19 protein-coding genes are annotated in these 22,388 nt (G+C 46.3%); 6 read left to right on the top strand and 13 right to left on the bottom strand.

The genetic code is table 11. From position 1 onward, the window contains the following. Positions 1-224: 224 nt before the first annotated feature. From apaG to AC3WS5_RS08965, 5 genes are all read left to right on the top strand, one after another. Positions 225-611, top strand: coding sequence for a Co2+/Mg2+ efflux protein ApaG (gene apaG / locus AC3WS5_RS08985; RefSeq protein ID WP_492466966.1), 387 nt, complete (start codon positions 225-227; stop codon positions 609-611). Positions 612-778: 167 nt separating this feature from the next. Continuing rightward, on the top strand, positions 779-1,210 hold the full coding sequence (gene aroQ, locus AC3WS5_RS08980) for a type II 3-dehydroquinate dehydratase (RefSeq protein ID WP_492466965.1): 432 nt from the start codon (positions 779-781) through the stop codon (positions 1,208-1,210). 8 nt (positions 1,211-1,218) lie between these two features. Further along, positions 1,219-1,878: a DUF4254 domain-containing protein gene (locus AC3WS5_RS08975; protein WP_492466964.1), complete on the top strand. Its 660-nt coding sequence runs from the start codon at positions 1,219-1,221 to the stop codon at positions 1,876-1,878. Continuing rightward, positions 1,878-2,915, top strand: a complete 1,038-nt coding sequence (locus AC3WS5_RS08970; RefSeq protein WP_492466963.1) for a glycosyltransferase family 9 protein — start codon at positions 1,878-1,880, stop codon at positions 2,913-2,915. Before AC3WS5_RS08975 ends, AC3WS5_RS08970 begins: the two co-directional genes overlap by 1 nt. A 191-nt stretch (positions 2,916-3,106) precedes the next feature. Then, positions 3,107-4,582, top strand: coding sequence for a S41 family peptidase (locus AC3WS5_RS08965; RefSeq protein WP_492466962.1), 1,476 nt, complete (start codon positions 3,107-3,109; stop codon positions 4,580-4,582). 174 nt (positions 4,583-4,756) lie between these two features. On the opposite strand, the gene AC3WS5_RS08960 is transcribed toward AC3WS5_RS08965, so the two are convergent. From AC3WS5_RS08960 to AC3WS5_RS08925, 8 genes are all read right to left on the bottom strand, one after another. Further along, positions 4,757-6,271, bottom strand: coding sequence for a sialate O-acetylesterase (locus AC3WS5_RS08960; protein WP_492466961.1), 1,515 nt, complete (start codon positions 6,269-6,271; stop codon positions 4,757-4,759). A gap of 14 nt (positions 6,272-6,285) precedes the next feature. After that, positions 6,286-7,467, bottom strand: a complete 1,182-nt coding sequence (locus tag AC3WS5_RS08955; RefSeq protein ID WP_492466960.1) for an AGE family epimerase/isomerase — start codon at positions 7,465-7,467, stop codon at positions 6,286-6,288. Between the two features lie 141 nt (positions 7,468-7,608). After that, positions 7,609-8,799: a sialidase family protein gene (locus tag AC3WS5_RS08950; RefSeq protein ID WP_492466959.1), complete on the bottom strand. Its 1,191-nt coding sequence runs from the start codon at positions 8,797-8,799 to the stop codon at positions 7,609-7,611. A 32-nt stretch (positions 8,800-8,831) separates the two neighbouring features. Then, entirely contained in the window at positions 8,832-10,103 is a 1,272-nt protein-coding gene (locus AC3WS5_RS08945; RefSeq protein ID WP_492466958.1) for an MFS transporter, read from the bottom strand. 104 nt (positions 10,104-10,207) lie between these two features. After that, on the bottom strand, positions 10,208-11,362 hold the full coding sequence (locus tag AC3WS5_RS08940) for a hypothetical protein (protein WP_492466957.1): 1,155 nt from the start codon (positions 11,360-11,362) through the stop codon (positions 10,208-10,210). Positions 11,363-11,460: 98 nt separating this feature from the next. Further along, on the bottom strand, positions 11,461-12,381 hold the full coding sequence (locus AC3WS5_RS08935) for a dihydrodipicolinate synthase family protein (RefSeq protein ID WP_492466956.1): 921 nt from the start codon (positions 12,379-12,381) through the stop codon (positions 11,461-11,463). 91 nt (positions 12,382-12,472) lie between these two features. Next, positions 12,473-14,005 (bottom strand): RagB/SusD family nutrient uptake outer membrane protein, encoded by a 1,533-nt coding sequence (locus AC3WS5_RS08930; RefSeq protein WP_492466955.1) that lies wholly within the window; start codon positions 14,003-14,005, stop codon positions 12,473-12,475. A 173-nt stretch (positions 14,006-14,178) separates the two neighbouring features. After that, positions 14,179-17,571 carry a SusC/RagA family TonB-linked outer membrane protein gene (locus AC3WS5_RS08925; protein WP_492466954.1) on the bottom strand — a complete coding sequence of 1,131 codons (3,393 nt, stop codon included), beginning with the start codon at positions 17,569-17,571 and terminating at the stop codon, positions 14,179-14,181. A gap of 165 nt (positions 17,572-17,736) precedes the next feature. Between AC3WS5_RS08925 and AC3WS5_RS08920 the strand changes: the two genes are divergently transcribed. Beyond that, positions 17,737-18,444 (top strand): FadR/GntR family transcriptional regulator, encoded by a 708-nt coding sequence (locus tag AC3WS5_RS08920; RefSeq protein ID WP_492466953.1) that lies wholly within the window; start codon positions 17,737-17,739, stop codon positions 18,442-18,444. Between the two features lie 14 nt (positions 18,445-18,458). Here AC3WS5_RS08920 and AC3WS5_RS08915 read toward each other — a convergent pair whose 3' ends face one another. From AC3WS5_RS08915 to rplS, 5 genes are all read right to left on the bottom strand, one after another. Beyond that, complete coding sequence (locus AC3WS5_RS08915) at positions 18,459-18,734, bottom strand: hypothetical protein (protein WP_492466952.1); 276 nt, start codon at positions 18,732-18,734, stop codon at positions 18,459-18,461. A 109-nt stretch (positions 18,735-18,843) separates the two neighbouring features. Continuing rightward, on the bottom strand, positions 18,844-19,914 hold the full coding sequence (locus tag AC3WS5_RS08910) for a lytic transglycosylase domain-containing protein (RefSeq protein WP_492466951.1): 1,071 nt from the start codon (positions 19,912-19,914) through the stop codon (positions 18,844-18,846). Positions 19,915-20,006: 92 nt separating this feature from the next. Then, positions 20,007-21,437 (bottom strand): Asp-tRNA(Asn)/Glu-tRNA(Gln) amidotransferase subunit GatA, encoded by a 1,431-nt coding sequence (gene gatA, locus AC3WS5_RS08905; protein WP_492466950.1) that lies wholly within the window; start codon positions 21,435-21,437, stop codon positions 20,007-20,009. Between the two features lie 39 nt (positions 21,438-21,476). Continuing rightward, on the bottom strand, positions 21,477-21,695 hold the full coding sequence (locus AC3WS5_RS08900; protein ID WP_492466949.1) for a Sec-independent protein translocase subunit TatA/TatB: 219 nt from the start codon (positions 21,693-21,695) through the stop codon (positions 21,477-21,479). A 293-nt stretch (positions 21,696-21,988) separates the two neighbouring features. Then, positions 21,989-22,375, bottom strand: a complete 387-nt coding sequence (rplS, locus tag AC3WS5_RS08895; RefSeq protein ID WP_492466948.1) for a 50S ribosomal protein L19 — start codon at positions 22,373-22,375, stop codon at positions 21,989-21,991. Positions 22,376-22,388 lie beyond the last annotated feature (13 nt).

The raw sequence follows: 22,388 nt of genomic DNA, 5'->3' as shown, positions 1-22,388 counted from the left end.
GTTATCCAGACGGCATGCAATGCTTTAAATTTAATAAATCCTTTAAACAAAATAGTTCCCCAGCAGAGGTTTCCGGCAGCTCTGCGCAATCCCTCCCAGAAGTTTCGTCATCTGCCTGTAAGAACCGCGATAAACCATTTAAATTGGAAATATCCCTTAAATCAAAATCCGGGTCGGGTTTTTGTAAAAATCATTACTTTTACGAATACTTTACTATGGAGAATATGAACAGTCTTATTTCTGCAGGCATATTGGTCAATGTTGAAGTACACTATCAGTCAGAGTACAGCAACCCGTTGCAGAATGAGTATATGTTTGCTTACCAGATAACACTTGAAAACTATAATTCCTTTCCGGTGAAATTATTGCGACGCAACTGGTTCATTTTTGACAGTGCAGGCACTTACAGGAATGTAGAAGGAGAGGGAGTCGTGGGTGTGCAACCTGTGCTGGCGCCCGGAGAACATTACCAATATATGAGCGGTTGCAACCTACGCTCAGATATGGGCAAAATGAAAGGTACTTACCAAATGGAGAATATGCATAACCGGGAGGTGTTTACCGTCATAATTCCCGAGTTTGACATGGTAGCGCCGTCCAAATTCAATTGATTCAAATCACTGCACACCCGGCCTCTTCAAGTCCATGCCGGTATGCAGATGCCTACCCTCGTCACCCAATTAGATTTATGTTCAAATTTCGTTGAAGGAATAATTAGTCTCTGGTTAGAAAACTAAATATTATATTAGCCCCTTCAATGAAAGGAATTAATAGTCAAATGAGCATTATTGCTATCATCAACGGACCGAACCTGAACCTGCTTGGTCAGCGTGAAACAGGAATTTACGGTTCTACCAGTTTCGAGACTTTCCTCGAAGAGTTAAAGAAGCAGTTTCCTGGCGTGGAGTTCAGGTATTTTCAAAGTAATATTGAAGGTGAGTTGGTGACTGCCATCCAGGAATCTGGAAGAGCTGCGGATGGCATTGTGCTTAACCCTGCTGCGTATACCCATACATCGGTGGCAATAGGTGATGCCATTGCATCGATACAGAAACCGGTTGTGGAGGTGCATATAAGCAATATATTTACCAGGGAAGATTTCCGGAAGATCTCCCATGTCAGCGCCAAAGCGGTAGGCAGCATTATCGGACTGGGCCTTCAGGGATATAAACTTGCTGTAGATTTCCTGCTGAGCCGGGAAAACGACTAAAAACCAGATTGAATGAATACCAGACACCCAGGCTTGATTATCAGATTAAAGAGAATAATATGCAGGTAAAAGAATGGATCACGATATTTCAGCAAAGCATACAGAATTATCATGTTGGTGATGATGTGGATGCTCAGGTACAGAACCCATATGGAGAAGATACGCTGGACCACCTGATGTATTTGAAAAACTGGGTGGATACCGTGCAATGGCATCTGGAGGATATCATCCGCGACCCGAATATCAATCCTGCGGAAGCATTGAAGATCAAGAGGCGGATCGACAGTTCCAACCAGCGCCGGACAGACCTGGTGGAATATATTGATTCCTGGTTCCTGCAACAATTCGCTGATGTATCGCCGATGCCAAACGCAACGCTCAACACAGAAAGCCCGGCCTGGGCTATTGACAGGCTTTCCATCCTGGAGCTGAAGATCTACCATATGCGCCAGGAAGTAAAACGCCCGGAAGCGTCCAAAGAACATATTCAGGCCTGTCAGCTTAAGCTGAGCGTATTGCAGACACAAAGAGAAGATCTTTCGCTGGCGATACAGCAGTTACTGGAAGACATCGCCGCCGGGAGAAAATATATGAAGGTCTATAAGCAGATGAAAATGTATAATGACGAGACGCTGAATCCGGTATTATACCAGCAGAAAACATTCTGATGGACAAGCCTTTTCGCATCCTGGTATTTCGATTTTCAGCGCTTGGTGATGTGGCCATGGTTGTACCTGTGTTAAAATTATTGCTGCAACAACACCCCGGATTAGAAGTTACCGTGGTTTCTGCCCCCCTGCACCGCCCCCTGTTTGCTAAATTGGAACGCCTGACATTTATCCCCGTGGATTTTAAGAAGGAATGGCGCGGGATCGCCGGACTCTGGCGTTTTTCCAGATATCTGAAAAAGTCGGTTTCCTTTGACGCAATCGCGGACCTGCACGATGTGATCAGATCTAAAGTGATTCGCAACCTATTACCATCCAGGCGACTGGCAATCATAGACAAAGGGCGAAAGGAAAAGCGGGAGCTGACCAGACCACACAACAAATTGCTGAGGCCGCTCAAGTCTACTTTCCAACGTTATGCAGATGTATTTGAGACCTTGGGCTTTCCCGTTACGCTCATCCCTGGCGACGGGATCCTTCCGGCGTATAAGGAGTCGGGAGCGCTACCTGACAACCTGGAGAAAAAACTGAAAATAGGGATCGCGCCATTTGCCAGGCATGCCGCGAAAATGTACCCTTTGGAAAAAATGGAACAAGTCTTGCAGTTATTAAACCGGCATGAAGGAATTGAGTTCTTTTTATTCGGTAGTCCTGCAGAAGCAGACAGATTGAAATCCTGGATCGCGAATTCATTAAATATTCATGTCGTGGCCGGTAAATTTGATTTTTCGCGCGAGCTGGAACTTATTTCCCGGCTCGATTTAATGATCAGCATGGATTCGGCCAATATGCACCTGGCATCCATGTTTGGAGTGCCGGTGGTCTCCGTTTGGGGTGGTACCCATCCATACCTGGGATTCTACGGATGGGGACAGGATTTTAACAACGCCGTGCAATCTGATCTTCCCTGCAGGCCATCGTCGGTTTTCGGGAATAAAGACTGCCCCGTTCACGGGAAAGCTGGATGTATGCAGGAAATCACTCCGGAAATGATCGCCGGAAAGGTAGAATCCTTGTTAGATCTGACGCGGGAATAATTAGGATATTACAGCGAAAAGTATTAAATTTATAGGTTGGTTTAGAAAGAAATTCGATGGTAGATTGCCCGGCAAATATTCATAGTCTTTTCAGGCGAAACGAGGATGGACGTTACTCGAAATATAATTTTCCCGGAAGCTATTTACTATTTTCAAACAGACCTTCCTTGGGCAGTGAAAAATAAATGTATATGCGTTTGAAAACGGGCAACCTGATCACATTGAGTTTTTTGATCGTGACACTTTTTTCATGTGCACGTGAGAAACTGCCAGAGCCGCCTGCTCCGCCAGCTCCGCCGCCTCCGGCAAATGGAGATCAGGTAGCACTGACTGCTGACTCTGTGTACCTGTATTCCAAAGAAATTTATTACTGGAATGACTCTCTGCCCGATTACAAAACGTTTAATCCACGACAATATAGTGGGGCTGATGAGCTTTCAACCGCAAAATCGGTGATTACCCGGATTCGGGGTTACGCCCGTTACGACTCTACACATGAATACAGTTTTGCGACATCCTACGAGGCAGGGCAGGAGATGAAATCGGGGGACGAGACGGACTATGGCTTTTTTGTTAAGGCGGGATTCAATTACGCTACACGGACTTATCCTTCACCTTCGGGATTCAAAGGCTGGTATGTAACCTACGTGTACCCCGGTTCAGATGCAGGCCTGGTGGGAGTGAAAAGAGGCTGGAAAATCAATAAGCTAAATGGAACTACGTTGAATTACGATCAGCCCAGCGTGGATTTGTTGAACCGGGTACTGGTAAATGAAGTTAATTCGGGAAAATCGGCAGATTTTGAGTTCATTAAACCGGATGGCAGCACCCAGATCAATACTTTCCAGGTGAAAAAATACACGGCTAATCCCATCCTGTATCAGGATGTAATTAACACGCCTGGCGGCGGGAAAGTAGGGTATGCGGTGTACAACCACTTTTTTAAGATAACGGGTACGGAGATAGATGATTTATTCAACTATTTCCAAAACAATCAGGTCAACGATTTGATATTGGACCTCCGCTACAACCTGGGCGGACTCACCGCCACACAGGAAGTCCTGGCAAATTATATTGCGCCTCCTTCTGCCAACGGCGGAGTTATGTACACCTTTGAATACAACCAGCAATTACAAAACAACAATTATCCCCTGCTGAAGAAAAAATTCGGATGGCCGGATAATTTCTTTTCAAAAGAAAAAAATACCGTAAAATTCGCCAAAAGAGGAAGCTTGAATCTGAGCAGGGTGTTTATTATTGTTTCAGACAATACTGCCTCCTCTGCCGAACTGCTGATCAATAACCTGAAACCGGTGATGAATGTTCAGCTTATCGGGGACAAGAATACGAAGGGGAAGCCCGTGGGTTTCTTTGGTATCAGCCTGTTTGATAAAGTGACGTTCTATACTGTGTCCTTCCGGACTTATAACCGTAGCAACCAGGGAGACTATTACACCGGATTCAAGCCGGATCAACCGATGTACGACGGGGTCGACAAGAGTTGGGGCGACCAGACAGAAGACTGCCTGTATGCCGCGCTGTACTATATTAACAACGGCAGCTATCCCCCAAGGTCCGTTTCAACTTTGCCGAGGTCCGTCTATCCAGAGCTGCAATTAGCGCCGAGGGATAGGAATTTCCCAGGTATGATCCGGTCAAACGAGTAGCTGGTCAATATTCTATCGTTCCTGTGATTTTCGGATCCAGGAAAACAGGGATCAAAAAAATATTTACTGTCTGAATTCTTTTAACGTTCTACCCGCAGCCGCTTATTGAAAACAAGTTTGTTGTCAATAAAAAGTTTTACATAATACCGCTGCGGCGGCAGATAACCCGGATTGTCAATTCACTTTGATTTTAAAAGTTGAGGCCGGCAATAATTCTGTGTTCACCAGATTCGCGGTTGAGAACGGCTCCCAGCCATAATAAATATACGCGGGTTTTTTCCGTGTTTGAACTTCGACATAGTCGATTTTTATCAATGCCGTTTCGGGATGAATACCGTCTGTCGAAAAACCACGCAACGCCCCGGCATCGGACGTTCTCAGACCCTGACCCACAAACCTGAAACGAACAATGATCTTTCCGTCCTTATAATTTGCTGATACAGGAAGGGGGCCTGATGGCAGGATGTTTTGTTTATAGGTGCTGTTTAATGCCCATCTCGCCAGTCTTTCACCTACATCCTTTTTGTTTCGCGGGTGTACATCATTCTTCGCACCCATATCGCTGCAGACAGCCATACCGCTGTTAGGGATCTGTAGCTGGCTGATCCGCTGCGCATCCCGGAACTCGGGCCACAGACCACCCTTGTAGTGAAGAGTATCGATGGATGATAATTGTACAAAATAGTAGGGGAGTTGTGCATCCCTCCATAATTTCCTATAATCGGAAATCATTATTTTTTGTAATAATGGGTATTCTTGTACCCGGTCCATCTCCTGTGCATTGCTTTCACCCTGGTAACACAGGATGCCCTTTATAGATATATGCGTGAACGGTTCGACCCCGTTTTCAAATGCGTAGCCTGGTTTGTAAGCGTGATCCGGGCCCAGTGCGTCGGCTGGGACCCCGGGTACACCTCCTACGTTTTGAATGCCCCGTTCTCTTACCCACACGGGAAGCGATGCGTTGTAAAGCCAGTTTCCTTTCAGCTTTTCCTTGAACACCGGATGAGCGCCCATCATGCCGCTCCGGATAAAAGTCTCCAGGGGTGCGCCTCCTATGGAAAGATTGATCAGACCAATTGGAACGTTGACCTTGTCGTAAACAGCATCAGCAAAATAATACCCTACGGCGCTCATGTCACGGATACTGTTGTTGTCGCAGACCTCCCACTGTCCCTTATAAAACTGTTTTTGTTGCAGGCGCTTTACCAGCGAATCATTGTACTTCGTTGCGAAAATGCCTTTGCCAACATAGGTTGGGTTAAGAAAACGAATATTGGCATTGCTGTAATCATGATCTTTATCGTAATGCGATTCGTTTTTGACCGGCCACTCCATATTGCTTTGGCCAATGCAAAGCCATAAATCTCCAACAACAATATTCTTTATGACAATCTTGCTACCCCTGCCCTGAATCACAGCCTGCCGTCCTGTGTTGCTCGCCGGAAGCTTTGGAAGGACCACCATCCACAGGGAATCCTTTCCGGACACGGCCTTTGCGGACTTGTTCGCAAAGCTCGCTGTAACTGTAGTTCCGGGAGTTGCTTTGCCAAAAAAGACAATCGGCTTCTCTCTTTGAATCACCATATTGTCAGTGAAAATAGGATTGAGCCTGATCTGCGCATCAACGTGAAGCACAGAGATTAATAAGATGACAAGTGAGGCGATTTGCAGGTTTTTGGATTTCATATTAACTGGTCTCTTTATTTGGAAAGAAATTCATTTAGTGTGAGGTAGCAATACCATTCCTGCCTTGGCAGGTGAAAAGGTCCTTTGAACAGGTTTCCCTTTGCCGTTTGAGCAATTCTACCATCACGATGCAGGTACCCATACCATTCACCGTATTCAGGATCGTGAAAATGGTTGTAAGCCCAGTCGTGCGCGTGCTTGTGCATGACAGCATATTTTTCATTGCCGGTCATCAGGTAAGCTTGCAGGGTTGCGATGATGGCCTCATTTTGTGGCCACCAGAATTTCATATCCTGCCAATATTCCTGAACGGGTTTACGATAAACGTCCCTGAAGTATAGGATCCCTCCAAACTCCTGGTCCCAGCCGCGATCCCACATATAATCCAGCATACGGCAGCCCAGGTCTATCAAATGCGGGTCATTGTTCCGGTATTTCGCTTCATGCAGGATGAACCAGGCCCCCTCAATAGCATGGCCGGGGTTTAAGGTCCGTCCGTCGATATGATCGATGATGCTGCCATCAGGCGCAACCTGCTCCATGACGCATCTGATATCATCTTTTACATGATAAGTTTCGATATCACTGATCCATTTGCTGATGTATTCATCGCAACGCTCATCACCAATCGTCTCGCGGAGCTGCTGTGCTGTGTTCATCATGATCATTGGCCCCCCAATGCCTCTTACCGGTCTGGTTTCGGTGAATTTTGGTGCCAGTTTTTTTTCTCCGTTCATGTATTGCAAACAGGCTGTGAATAACGCTCTCGCTTTGACGGCGGCTTGTTCGTTGCCGCTCGCTTTTGCGTAAGCGGCGTTGGCGATTACGGCAAAAGTTTCCGAAAAGAAATATCTTCTTTTCCGGATGGGTTTACCTTCGCGGGTTACGTGAAAAAACATCTGACCGTCTGTATCAAAACAATGGTCGTTCAGAAAATCAATTCCAGATCGGGACGCATCCAGCCATTCTTGTTTTTGATCAATCGTATTATACAAGGTGGCCATCAGCCATGCCGCGCGACCCTGTATCCAAACGGCTTTGTCATCATCGATCAGTGAACCATCGCGGTCGCGCATAAGTAAATAACCTCCATACTTTTCGTCCACACTTCGCGGGAACCAAAAGGGCACGGTATCGCCCAGCAATCTGTCCCTGTAAAAATTTCTAAGTCCGATGAGTTCTTCTCTTGAATACATATGAGTCAAATTTAGTGATGTTGTTATTATAGGGAAATATATTTCCGGTCCTCCTGCATCTATACCAATGATCTGTTCATACCCTTTACTAATTCATGTTTAAGGGGCTACCGGGTTCATTCAGCGTTGTATTCCCATCTGCTACCTCCAATCCACCAGTGTAAAGACCATTTTTGAATAGTTATCCTGTTCGTAAAAAACACCAATATGCCGATTATCGATTTTTACTATGTCTGAATAAGCTGCGTGGTCACCTTTGCCAGGTTTGGAATACACCAGAAAATGTTTCTTCCAGGTTTTACCGTTGTTTTTACTGATGCGCAGGGTCAGGTTATTTCTTTGTGATGTATCGGCCGCGTTGCAGAATGCGAGCACGTTCCGTCCCCAGCTTTTTCCAATGGTAAGTATGGATCCTTCACAAACAGGGTCCGGTAATCTTCGGTCAAAATAAGATTTGTACCAGGTTTGTCCCCCGTCCCTGCTGAGTGCAATATAACGTGCTTTGACGTTGCCCTGCTGATTTCTCAAATTCAGCATCAGCCTGTTATGGCTTATCTGTGCGGCGGAGTTCTCGTTGCCTCCTTCGAGGTTAACGTTCTCGCTCAGGTGAAACGTTTTGCCATGATCATCGCTATAGAATCCATGGGCCCTGTAGTCCCTGAAATGGGATTGTGGATTTCCGGCGGAATGATTAGCAGCAACGTAAATCCGCCCGTGGTACCTGCCGGATGAAAACTGCATCGCATGACCGGGGGTATTGGCGTAACTTCTCCAGTCTTCAGTGAAATTATAAGCAGGGTTAATCGCAGGTTGTTTCGGACGATGCGTTTGCGTGGTGATATTTACTGCCTCGCTCCAGGTCTTACCGCCATCTGAGGAAGTTTTATACCAGACTTCCCGGAGACCGTTACCTTTTCTCACTTCGTATTCGTGATTGTTGCCGGTGTTATAAAATAAGAAAATTCTTCCACCAGGAAAAGCCGGATCGGTGAGGTCAACGACAGGCGCGGGATTTCCAGCCTGCAGCTTGTCATAATCGACGATGGTTTGGATAGGGCCCCAGGTCTTTCCTTTATCACTACTTTTTTTAAGAACAATATTAACGTCGCCAAAATCCCCCGCGTTGTTCACACGTCCTTCTGCAAAAGCCAGGAGTTCGCCGCCGGGCAGGGAAATGATCGCCGGGATACGGTAACTCTTGTGGCCTTCCTGTCCTGCAATAAATACGGGGATATTCGTTTGGGCTAGACCCGCTCCCGAAACGGAAAGGAGGATAAAAAATGTAAAAAGCCTGATTGTCATTTTCCTGAACCGGCAAGTAAACTTCATCATAACGATAAATTAAATATATGTAACTAAATAGTTTATTCCATATTCTGTACTTTGGGTTTTAACAGCGTCAATTGAAGCACGAGAGCAAGCGCGACGGCCGCCGCCAGTGCCGCGAATCCAAAACCAAAATTTCCCTCATCTTTGAATCTTCCCAGGAGTTGCGTAACGGCAGCACCTGAAAATACGCCAACCATATTCATAAATCCATAGGCCGTGGCCCTGAGTTTCGGAGAAACGAACTGGCAAAGGATGGGCATATTATTGGCATCAAACATGCCAAAACCAATACCGAAAAGAATAGCTGAACCTACTACGGTGACAAAGCTGTTGCCATATCCCAAAAGTATCAGGGAAGGTATGGTAAGCGTAAGCCCGATAGCTCCGGTAAACACGCGGCCGCGAATATTTTTTTGCACCCAGCGGTCGCTCAATGGTCCCCCAATGAAGACGGCGCCAATAAACGAGGATGCCGCGATAGTAATGGTTGACAGGGGACCGGCCTCGGACATAGGAATTTTGAGACTATCGGCGAACAAAGTGGGTAGCCAGTTCTTCGTAGCCCAACCAGGTAAACTGGGCGCCGCGAAATAAAAAAGAATGACCCAAAATGCGATATTGGAAAATAAGATGCTCAAACCTTTCAATAGCGGTATTTTATGAATATCACCAGAAAGTGATTTTGTACCTGCCACTCTTTCAGTTTTTTTGTCTTTCAGAAACAGCAGCAGGATCCCGGCGTACGCGATGCCGATAATGCCAAACCAGTGAAAGGCAGTGTGCCAGGTATAAGCCGCAGCCACTGTTGCGCCAAATCCTCCCAGTGCCTGTCCGGTATACAACCCAGTCATGTGAACGCCGATGGCCAGCGATCGGGTTCTGCCGGTATGATAATCCGCTATCATGGCCAACCCGGCCGGAATGTAAAGTGCCTCGCTGATGCCCATCAATGCCCGCAGTACAAGCAACTGGTCATAGCTGGTGGCAATACCCATTCCGTAAGTTACCGCACTCCAGACAAACAAACTTCCGACGATCAGCCATTTCCGGTTCACACGATCGGCGATACTTCCTGCGATCGGACTCATGAAGCCGTAGATATAGAGGAATATAGCCATCAGGAAACCAAATGCTTCGGCGCTTTGCAGCTCGCCAATATCTGCTTGCATAGCATCGCGCATCGTGCTAAGCATCTGGCGATCCATATAGTTGAGCAGGGCCACAACCCAAAGAAGGCCCACCACCACCCAGGAGTACACTGAGCTTTTAGGAGCGATGCTGGTTTCCCGAAGCGTTTTATTCCGCATTTGAGTTGGATTTATCGTCAATCATGTCAAGGTGTGTATCATGTAATTTGTTTCCCGTGTATGATCCTGCCGGTATGGCTTTGCCCCGTTATCCGGGCATCTGTTTATTGTGTGCCGATCAGAATTTTCGGGCTTCTCACACCGGGCCTTATTTCCCCACTGCAGATAACCATGCGTTTTCCCCAGGTTGTTGCTGCTGTTGTGACTTGCGCCGCTACCGGCAGGCAACCTGCCTTTCTCCATTTATTCTGAGTAATATCGTATTCAAGGATGTCTGTGCTAAAGCCCTGATGGTGTTCAATCAGACGATTTTTCTCGTTCAGGATTTTTTGTTTTTCCTCAATATTCGATGCAGCAGCGGCTTTTGAAATAAATATCTCTATCTGGTGAAAGATATCTCCTTTATCTCCCCCTGCTACCTGGATTTTCTTTGAACCATTGGCAAACGCTGCTCCCGCCGTGAATGGCGTTATTTTCTTTCCGTCAAAAATATCGGCAGCCCTGGTCCAGTTTTTATTTTTTATATCGTATACAAAAGTTGTTGCGTGGAGTTCACTGATTCCGGAGGGAGTTTTGGTCCTGCCACCAATCAGGTAGATCTTTCCATTCTGGGAAACTGCCAGTCCGTTTGCCAGTGCCAATGGCGCATCTGGTAAGGATTTCCAGGCCGGTTCCGCCGCATCGAGATCCATACAGAATGTCCCGGCAGACGAGTTCGAGGCTTCATCTCCACAGAATAGATACACGGTGTTCCCGTGACTGGTCACGGCGGGTGATGTAACCGCTACTGGCAGATCGGGCAAGGGTTTAACCTCAACTTCCTGGTGGGAAGGGTTCCATACCAGCAGACCGGTTTTCGCAGAAATACCATTTGCGTTGTCACCACCTGCCCAGAACAAGCCTTTGCCAGTGCTTGCGGAACCCGAATAAGCGATAGGGAAGGGTAGCCGGGACTTCACGTGGGTATTCCATGTGTAGCCGGTTTTGTTTTTTTCGAGTACCCTGATTTCATTGCTGTAATACTTCTTACCGCCTTGCCAGGGAAGAGCTTCAGGGAAATTTGCACCTCCTGCAACGATCAGCACATCTTTGTGCACACCGGCAATCATCCCGGCAAATCCAAGGGAAGGCTTTTCGCCATTCGTCAACTGTGCCGCGGTCTCCCATTTCAGGCAGCAGCCAGTTCCTTTTTGGGCCATTAGTTCAGGATCGTTAATCATGAATACAAAAACGTATATAAATAAAAAATATTTTGACATGACCGTCTAATCTATCAAATTATATCAATCGTTGCCAACCAAAACAGGGGCAATTTAGCCTTTTACTGCCATAGCGAAGAAATCCTTTAAATCTCGCTTTATCTTGACCTGAAACGATCGAAATCCAGGTTTTCTACATCTTGCCTGAAAAGTTCAAAATTCGCGGTCGTCATATTGGTTACAGGTAACCTGAAACCGCCACAATCCATGCCGATCAGTTTCATGTAAGCTTTTCCGGTTGCTATACCACCGTATTTACCAAGCAGCCGAATCATGTCGATCGATTTTTGCTGCAGGTCACGCGCTTTGATCAGTTCTCCATTTTCAAACGCTTCTATCATGTCATAGTAAAGAGGCGCTGCATAATTATAAGTGCTTCCCACCGCGCCAGTACTCCCTAACACCAGGGCCGAAAGCATATTCTCGTCACGCCCCCACAGCATATCATAACGACCATTATCCAGGTACATGCACGACAGGAAATCCATGAAATCTTCGTGGGTGTATTTAATGCCTGCGAAGTTGGGGATGCTACCATTGACGGCTTTCAGCAAATCGTACATGGGGATATAACATCCGTTCAGCACAGGGATGTGATAATAATAAAACGCGGTATCCGGAGCTGCAGCAGCTACAGTTTTGCAGCAGTCTGCCAGTGCTTGCGGGCTATCCGGTTTGAAATAGAATGGAGAAGTAAAGGATACTGCATAGATTCCCAGCCGCTCGGTCACCTTTGCCATTTCTTCGCAATCCTTCAGGGAAGTGCCTCCAACAAGGTTGATCACCCGAAAATCAGGATCGCCGTTTGTGGCTTCCGCCCAGGTTTCTGCAACGGCTATTTTCTCTTCTTTGGTCTGCGATACGCCTTCTCCCGTGGAGCCATTTATGAAAGCTCCAACGACTTTGTTTCTTTTCAAGAGTTGGTAATACGCAGGTATCAGTTTTAGATTTAGGGCCCCGTTCTTATCCATGGGCGTAAAAGGCGCAGCAATCAGGCCGGTAAGTTTTTGATAATTCATAATAATTCAATTCACCAGAGGTGCAAAAATAATGAGAAGAAATCTTTTAAGAAAGGGCCCCGACAGCGCCGGGGCACCTCATGATAATTTATTAATAACCCGGAGTTTGCTTAAGCAAAGGATCATTGTTCAACATCGCCAGCGAAATGGGCAACAGCAGCTTGGCTGTGGTTGAAGGCGACAGATAGCTTGACCGGATATTTGCATACACGTAACTATCACCTGCCCGCCTGAGCGCCCACCACCTTTTACCTTCACCAATAAACTCTCTCAGATATTCGTCCAAAATAGCATTCATGTTGTCCGTAACTGATCCGTTGGTGAAAGGTAAAACTCCGGAGCCATAAGCCCTCGCCCTGATCTGGTTGATCTCGGCTGATGGATCCTGCCCCAGTTTGGTCTTTGCTTCTGCTAACAGCAACAGCACATCTGCGTAGCGGTAAATAGGGAAGTCATTGTTATAGACCTGGCTGGTGCCGACTGTAGAACCCGCCCATTTTGTCAGGAATACACCCCTGACGGCATATGGTGCTACTGAAGTGTACATTACTTTAAAAGAATTTGTAATTCTCTGATCTGCCGGTCCGGCTGTTAGTCTGTTGATCGTCGTCTGGCTCATGCCTACACGGCTTGCGCCATTTACGTAAGGATAAACCGATTGAACCGTTGGAGTGGCGGCGGGCGCAAACGAAAGCCCTGAAGCCTGAATACTATTGACTGTTAATATTCCAACAAATGTTCCCTGGGTTGCCTGCCCGGATTCGTAGCTCAGTCCAAAGATAATTTCGGGATTATTAGCTTTCTTGCCTACATCAAAAATATCCGCGTAGTTTGGATCGAGTTTTAAAGTAGCCCCTTCCAGGTTTTTTACTTCCTGCAATGCACCCAGCGCGGTGTTCAGATCTGCGTTGCCTCCGCCTAGGTTGGTCGCTGACCAGATATACACATCACCCTTCAGTGTCAGTGAAGCGACCCTGTTCCAGAAAACGCGGTTACCGCTTGGGAACGCATTAGAGCCTGCAAATAATTCAAGCGATTTATTAATGTCGCTCTTGATTTGCAGCATTACCGAATCCTGGGGACTTCGCGCTTTATATGTTTCGGCGGCATTGTTGATGGTAACGACCGGTTGAATGGTGATCGGCACACCCCCCCAGGTTTTCAGCAAAGTATAATACAAGTACGCTCTTATACCGTACATTTCAGCCAGCCACCTGGTTTGCGTAGCCTGTGCCACGGGACTTTTAGGTAATACATCAATTACATTATTAACCTGATACAACAGGTTATAAAATCCTGCCCAGTTGGAATAGGGAACATTCTGGGAGCTGATATTATGTGAAGACAATTGTTGGGATAACCCTTCGGCGGATTCTGTAAAGAGACCATCCGCCCAAATTTCCGACCGCATTTCGCCGAGGTAGAATAGTGGGCTATTGTAGGCCCTTAGCCTTGAGTAGACTCCAATATAAAGTGTCTGCGTGGCGCTGGGATCGGTAAGCGCCAGTTGTTTGCTGATCGCATCCTGGGGCACCACCTCGTCCAGTAGCTTCTTGCACGAAACAAAAGTTACGGACAGCAGGCAGCCAAACAGTATGATCAATAAATATTTATTTCTTTTCATGTGTAGATTTTTATATTTTCAATAATCACATGTAATTTACCATAGAAAATTTTATAAGCATTATCTGTTATTTCTTTTAGCGCTTATGAGCGCTTCGCGGTTCATCGCTGTTGGTATAAATCTGCTCGAAAATTTTTATGGACATTTCATTTCTTTAGAATTTGATATAATTGTTAGAAAGTAATCTGAGCTCCAAAGGTTATCCTTCTGGGCAAGGGATATCTACCCTCGTCAAATCCACCAACCTCAGGGAAGGTTCCTGAATATTTCGTGAAGTACCAAAGATTGTTGCCACTTACATAAATACTCAACCCTTTGATTTTATCCCGCAGAACTTTTCCCAGTAATGCCTGCTGAAAGTCGTAACTTAAAGAAACTTCCCTGAGCATGGCATAATCTCCTTTTTCCCACAAATTGGCGGGAGGGTTGTTCCCAGAGGCGTCTGTTGCGAAGTTTCTACCCTGATTTGCCCAGTAGTACAACGGTAGGGTAGCATTTGTATTCGTTGGAGTCCAGGTGTTCAGGACTGCCTTGGTGCTATTCTGTGATCCCTGTACCTGGTTCAGACCCCTTAGTTTTTCATTATTCACTATGACAAATCCATAGGCATAATCAACGGCGGTGTACAGGTGTAAACCTTTATAACCAGCATTGAAATAAAAATTCCCCGATCCTTTAGGTGTTGTCCGTCCAACAAACACAAATTGTTTGGAGTTGATTGTATCATTTTTGTAAACCTGGTACCATTGTGCATCGCCCATTTGTTTGAATCTTTTTCCGATACCGGTCGTGTAAGGAAGGAATTCATTGTAGACATTTGCATCTGCGGTTAATTGGCTCTGGCTGGTATAGATCCCGGCCCATTTTGGAGCCCAGACTTCATCCATGCCAATTCTTTGTCCTTCAACAAGACCTCTTACAAATTTGGTTTTGCCGGGATTCGCGGGATCCCAGACTTCGATGGGGTTGTAACCGTTCAGCCCAGTTCTGTTTCCCGGCAGACCATTAAATGGAAGCTTGATGGCGTAGCTTTTAACCGAATAAAATGAACCGCCAACGTCCAGACTGACGCCATTCGTGTTTTGCGGAAGCAGGGCCTTGGCATTGAATGACACTTCAAAGCCGCGGTTCTGCAACTGAGAGAGATTCGTAGTATAACCAGAGAAGCCGGTTTGTGATGAGATGGTCAGGTTGGCCAGTTTATCAAACACGTTCCTGATAAAGTAATCGGCGATTACAGTCACCCGGTTTTTGAAAAATCCCAGGTCGGCACCGAAGTTCAGGGAGTTTGTCCGTTCCCACCTTACATTTGGATTGATGTATCCCGATGCGTAGGTCCCGCCCAGACCATTGTAGACACCTGCGTTATCGTACACCTGTGCAGTTGGGAAGTAATCGTTTCCGAAGTTCTGCAGATTCCCGTTTACACCGTAGCTGATACGCGGCTTGATTGAACTGATATAGTCGTAAAGTTTGCTGTTGCGGTAAAAGTTCTCGTTATGGAGGTTCCAGCCCGCTGCTATACCTGGAAATAATCCATAATAGTTGCTGGGGTCAAGCCTTGAAGAGCCATCATATCTTACAACGCCGTTCACAAAATAGCGTTCTTTGTACACGTAGTTGAATCGTCCGATAGCCGAAGCGATCCGCTCCCAATAAGGGAAATCAGACCAGGCTCTTCCCGGATAGGCCAGTGCACCGTTGATTACGGTAGGCGTTTGAGATGCCGTCACCCATGGAACGATGTCTGTTGGTGCTCCCTGGCCGCTGCCACTAAAGGTATATCTCTTGTATTCAGTGAACTCGCCGCCACCCAGCAGTGTCAGGTTATGCCCATTGAAGTCCTTATTAAATTGTAAAAATCCATTATACGTATATTGGATATCCTTGTAATTGCTGAAAGAAGCGGGTCTGGTCGTATTTAATGAGCCTCCATTGCCCTGGGTATATGATTTAGTGAAATAATTGCTGTTACCATATCTCATAAATCCTGAGCCGTTTGCAATGAATTTGAGGTAGGAGGTAAGGGAATATTCCAGTCCCAGGCTCCCGGTAAAACGTTGTTCATTGGTGTTGTTGACGTAAAGCTTGCTCCAGTACAAGGGATTACCCAGCGTAACATCATTCGGACCGGGGAGAATGGCTCCAGAGGTATCATTTGTGTATCTCACAGTCGGTGCAACACCAACAAAACGTTGCAGTAAGCCACCGGTGCCTGCGGATAAAACAGAAGTACCTATACCTGCGTAGCCAGGTTCACGGTAAGGAACAGTTTGGTTGACGGTATAAGCCGAAGTGTTCAACGTTAATTTGAGGTTCTTGCCTACATTCAAGCCTCCGTTGAAGTTCATGTTCAGCCGTTTTAACTGGGAACCGATGATGGTACCGTTGTCCTTCAGCGCATTCAGGTTCAGGGCAAAACTTCCCTGATCATTAGCACCGGAGAAACTCAGGCTATGTTGGGTAGTAGGCTGATTTTGGACGATCATCTTTTCTCTGTCTACGGCTGACAAGTCCTTGAACAGAATGCTGTCCATTACTGCCGGGTTAAACGGATTTGGATCGATCATTAGCCTCCATGCCGGGTCGCTGATATATTTTCGGTTGGCATTATTTACCTTCTGGGTAGTATACAGTCCGCCGCCGGCAGATCCAAATGTAGAGCCGAATGCCCAGCCCCAGCCACCATTGAGCTGGCCCTTATCGCTGGCAAAGTTTCCGCCGACGAGCGAATCGGCTAAGTAGCGGGCGCGGATTCCGAGACGGTTCATCCTGATATAATCGGCGGCATCAAGGTAATTGTCACCGATACTCCGGTAATAGTTATAGGTCTGCTTGACGGAGTATTGAACCTGTGTCCTACCTTTCTTTCCTCTTTTTGTAGTGACCAGGATAACACCATTGGCGGCCCTTGCTCCATAAATAGCCGTTGATGCAGCGTCTTTAAGTACCTGAATATCTTCCACATCGTTCATATCAATACCGTACAGGGAGGGGACAATCACTCCGTCAATTACCACCATCGGGCTACCCGATCCGTCGAATCCGGTACCACCTCTGAAAATGATATTAGGTGTGCTGCCCGGAGCACCCGTCTGTTGCCTTACCAAAACTCCCGGGATCGCTCCCTGCAGTGCGGTTCCAATGTTAGAGCTTGGATTAAATTTCGTAGCGAGTTGATTCAGCGATGCAGATGATCCGGCAAATTCGCGGCGTTTCTGCGTGCCATATCCCACCACGACTACTTCATCGAGTTTGGTGGAGGCAGCTGCTGTCAGCGAAATGACCAGTTGGTTTAACGTCCCGATCGTGACGGATTTAGGGGAGTAACCTGCATAAGAAGCCCGCAAAAGGTCTCCCGGTGCGGCTGAAATAGTAAACTCTCCTGATTCGCTGGTCTCGACGGCTATATTTTTGCCGGCTACTTCAACGGTCGCGTGGGAGAGGGCTGCGCCTGTTGTTTCGTCCAGGACTGTACCGGTGACGGCTTTAGTCTGGGACCAGGCAGTTAAGTAAAAGAGGAAACTCAGGACGAGCAACCCCCATTTTAGTGTGTAAGAGCGCATAACAATCAGATTTTTTTATGACAAATATTATGTATGACATAATGAAGGTATGAGAATGTTTTTGATTATTATAAAATTTTTAAGTTTTTTTTTATTTTTTTTTGGAATCTTTACGTGTTAATTTTACACGGTTGTATTAAGTAATACTTTTTAACGAAATCTATCTTGAATAACCTTTTTAAATCTATTGATAATCACACGCTTGTGGACAGGGTTGAGGCAAACCTGGTTGAACTGCTTCACAAAAGAAAGCTCAAGGTGGGTGACTCGATACCTAAAGAACTGGAACTGGCTGAAGCACTGGGAGTGAGCAGGACTGTTGTCAGGGAGGCCCTGCTTAGGCTGAGAATGATGGGGCTGATTGAATCGAAAAAGAAAAAAGGATCGGTTATCACGAATCCTGATATTTTTGGTACACTGACAAAAAGTATGAACCCCTACATACTTAGCGATGAAACGCTCCTTGAAATCTTTGAATTGAGATTGGTGTTGGAAGTAGGGATGGCTGACCTGCTTTTCAACCGGAAACAGCCGGGAGACATCGAGTATCTTCGCGATATCGTAGCAGAGGAACCGGAAGAAAGCAAGCACCAGATGTTTCAGGCTGATTACGAAACCGCCTTTCACGGAAAATTATACGAGATCACCGGAAATGAAACCTTGAAGAAGTTTCAGAGTCTGCTCTTACCTATCTTCACCTATGTACATACAAGCAATCTCGTAAAAACGCCCGCGAAAATAGAGAGATATGTCTCCCACCGCCAACTCGTGGATATCCTTGAAAAAGGTACCCCAGATCAATTCCGGGAAGGTATGAGGGCACATTTGGAGTCTCATTTTTCCAGAATTTTTAACAAAAGCCAGGAACCGTAAATTTTGAAAATGGATCAGGGTTTCTTTCTAGCCGGATAAGATCGTTTCTTCTTTCTGACGCAATCTTTTCTGACTCTACTTTTATTCATCTCCTTTTGCAGGAATTTTTCGTCGAGTTTTATGATCCGGTCATCCGGATGCCGCTGCATATTCGGGTCCGTTTCTTCTTTTTCTCTGATGTAATCCTTAGCAGACCGGTACTTCACGGAATCCTTCCCTTGCGCATGCAAAGCTGGAGCACTCGCCAGGATCGCCATTGATAATAAAAATAACCTTGGATTTATCTGCATAAGGCACCTTTCCAGCAAGACGAAAAGCGTCAAATATCAGTTGGCTGTTGGCTGTTAAAACATTTGCGGCTTGAAATCAGTCCGAGTCCAATTTAATTGGAGGATTTTATTAATTTCTATATCCCGGGTCAAGGATCATTTTGATGGACTCATTCAGCATTTCATTCTTTTTGGCATAGAACAGGTCTACCTTATCCACCGGCAATTTAAGCTGGTAGGTCTTATTGCCCGCCAGAATCCTGTCCATATTCGGATTGAGTTTGTTAAACTCAGCCTGAGTCATTTCCAGATATTTTGCCACCGCCTTTGAATTGTACCTGCCGGAGACAGTCTGTACCTTAACCTCCTGGTGAGTTGCCGCATCCAGTACCGGAGTCAAAGCCAGCGCCTGTTCCCGTGTCATGGTTGTTGGTCCGCCCTGGCCTTCCATAATATAATGTGTGGCTATGAACTTTTTTACGTGATTGCGACTTTCAGCGGGTAAATACATCTGAAGATTCCAAAAGTCGGTGCTGCCGCTTCTCTGAATGGCTGAGTTTACTCTTCCGGGACCGCAGTTATATGCGGCAACTACCAGCAGCCAGTCTTCATACAAGTCATACAACTGGTTCAGATAGCGGCTTGCAGCCTTTGTGCTTTTCAGGTAATCCATGCGTTCATCCACGCCACTGCCAACATGGAGACCGTTCAGTCGCGCGGTTCCGGGCATAAATTGCCAGGGACCGACGGCTCCAGCCCAGGAAACCGCGGTAGCCCGCAGGTTAGACTCGATGACAGCCAGGTATTTCAGTTCTTTCGGGATACCGTTTTGCATCAATACATCGTCCATCATATCAAAATAGGGCTTGGCCCAGGATCGCATTTCCCTGAGATGGGCCGAATGTTTCTCCATATAATCCTGGACAAAACTAATAGCTCTTGGATTCAGATGCTCAGTACGGAGTGCAAAGGAAGTTCCACCCCAACCGGCAGACGGCGCCTTTACAAAGAGGTTTCTGAAATTCTGTTTGGGATCAGCTATGACTGTTTTTTGATGTACCTCTTCATTGCCTGAGAGAAGGGTCGATGTTGTCAGAGGTTCCTGCCTCACCATATCCAGCTGAGCATAAACGCCCATATGTAACACGATGGCCGTGCACAGCAAAATGGAATGTTTATGTTCAGTTGCGCGAAAAATCATATTTGTTTCTGTATACTCATGATTGCGGGTGAGGGAGCTGCAGTCGGAACAATCCCTGATCCTATTTTCTTTCTGATAGCCAATACAACCTTTTATAACGCCCGGTTGATGGTATTATTGTGACTAAAACGCAACAAAGATAACTCATTGTATTTTCCGGACATCAGCTGAAGTCCAAAAGGCATGCCGTTTTCGGGGTGTATGAAGAGGGGTAAGGAGATCGCCGGTATTCCAGTAAGGTTGGCAATAACTGTATAAATATCAGCAATATACATGGCAACGGGGTCTTTCGTTTTTTCGCCCACCGGAAATGCTACAGAGGGTGCAGTTGGCAGGCAGATAAAATCAAAAGTTTTAAAGATTTGATAAATCGTATCTGTTAAAATTCGCCTGACTTTCTGCGCGCGGGTAAAATAGGCGTCGAAATATCCCGCGCTTAGCACAAAATTCCCCAACAGGATTCTTCTTTTTACTTCTTTCCCAAAACCTTCCGACCGGTTTAGTTTATAGAAGTCATCGGGATTATCAACCGGTTGCATGGTTCGTCGACCGTACCTGACGCCATCGTACCGGTTCAGATTGGAGGAAGCCTCCGCTGTGGTCAGGACATAATAGGCGGGCACAACAAAATCCATTAAATCAAAATGGACAGCTTCCACGACATGCCCTGCATCCTGCCATTCATTTAGCCTGCCTTTGATCGCATTTCCAATAACCGGATCGAGGGATGGGTGCTCCAGTGCTTCCGGAAAATAGGCGATTGCGTATTTTTTGCCGGATTCCAGATTTTTCGAATAAGCAGGAATCTCGCGCGATGACACCGTACTATCGAATTCATCATGTCCCGCGATGACTTCCAGTACCAGCGCAGTGTCTTTAATATTCGTTGAAAAGATTCCGATTGTATCAAAAGAAGATGCATAAGCAATCAGTCCGTGCCTGGAAATACGGCCATATCCCGGCTTGAACCCGACAACGCCACAAAAATCAGCGGGTTGCCTCACCGAGCCTCCCGTATCGCTTCCCAACGCGACCATACACATTCCGGCTTGCACAGCCACAGCCGATCCGCCGGATGATCCGCCGGAAACTCTAGTCTCATCGGCGGCGTTAAGCACGGCTCCATAACAGGAGTTTTCATTGGTTGAGCCCATGGCAAACTCGTCGCAGTTGAGCCTCCCGATAATGATAGCTCCTTCCTTCAGTAATTTTTCAACGGCTGTTGCAGAAAATATAGCCTCAAAACCTTCCAGTATGTTCGAAGCTGCTGTGAGGCCATGTCCTGCATGGCTGATAACATCTTTAATGGCAACAACCACACCATGTAACCTGCCGGTTGGAGAGGTGGCAGCATCTAATTCCTTTGCCCTGTCACGCGCTTCGGCCTCGTAGACTTCCACGAAGGCATTCAAGTGCTTTTTTGCCTCGATCTGTTTTAAATAATAATCTACCGTCTCAAGACAACTTGTCGTTCCAATGGCCAGACTGTCCTGGAATTGGGCAATTGACTGGAATGCTACCAATAAGTTTTCGTTTTGGGCCTAAAAGTGGATCGAAAGAACCTATTGTTCGGGGTTTTTAGGTTGGCTGCTAAGATTGTTAGCGCTTTCCTCGATTTCTCTCTTCACATTGTCCTTTGCATCATTGAACTCGCGAACTCCCTTGCCTAAACCTCTCATCAATTCAGGAATTTTACGACCTCCAAACAGTAGGAGAACAATTACCAGGATAACGATAATCTCATTCGTTCCCAAGGCGCCTAGTAAGTACAGATTTGTCATAAAGTATAAATTAGTCTTCAAATATACACCAAGTATTTTATTTGGGAATTTATAGTTTTTAAAATAAATTTTTCAGACTGGGAAACCGGCTGTGCAGGGGCGCGCATAGTCTTTTGCCGGCATCAGGATAGGAGATGTTGCCCGGCACCGGAGACGCTTCAAGCCAGGCGCTTATCAATTTTTGCAAGCATCAGGATCTGTCGCCAAAACACGTTGGCATTCCTGCCCGATACACTTAGTCAAAAAAAATCCCGCCACAATGGGCGGGAAACTCCTTCATTCATCCAAATATTTTAAGCCTTGGTGGTTGCCGCTTTTTGTGCAGTCACCGCCATACGTTTTTCACGGATACGTGCGCTCTTACCGCTTCTCTCCCTTTGGTAGAAGAGTTTGGCTCTGCGTACCTGGCCCACTTTATTCAGTACTATGGAATCTAAGTTTGGTGACGTAAACGGAAAAAGCCTTTCAACACCTACTCCGTCCGAGATCTTCCGGACAGTGAAAGTTGCTGTGCTCCCGCTGCCTTGTTTTTTGATCACATCACCCTTAAATGACTGGATTCTTTCTTTGTTACCCTCAATAATTCTGTAATTAACGGTAATATTGTCGCCTGCTTTAAAAGCGGGGAAAGTCTTCGATGGGGTCAGTTGCCCGTGAACATAATCTATAGCGCTGCTCATAACTCTTATTTTA

Source organism: Niabella sp. CPT15-335-S11, from assembly GCF_058792415.1.
This window is presented reverse-complemented; position numbering and strand designations above follow the sequence as displayed.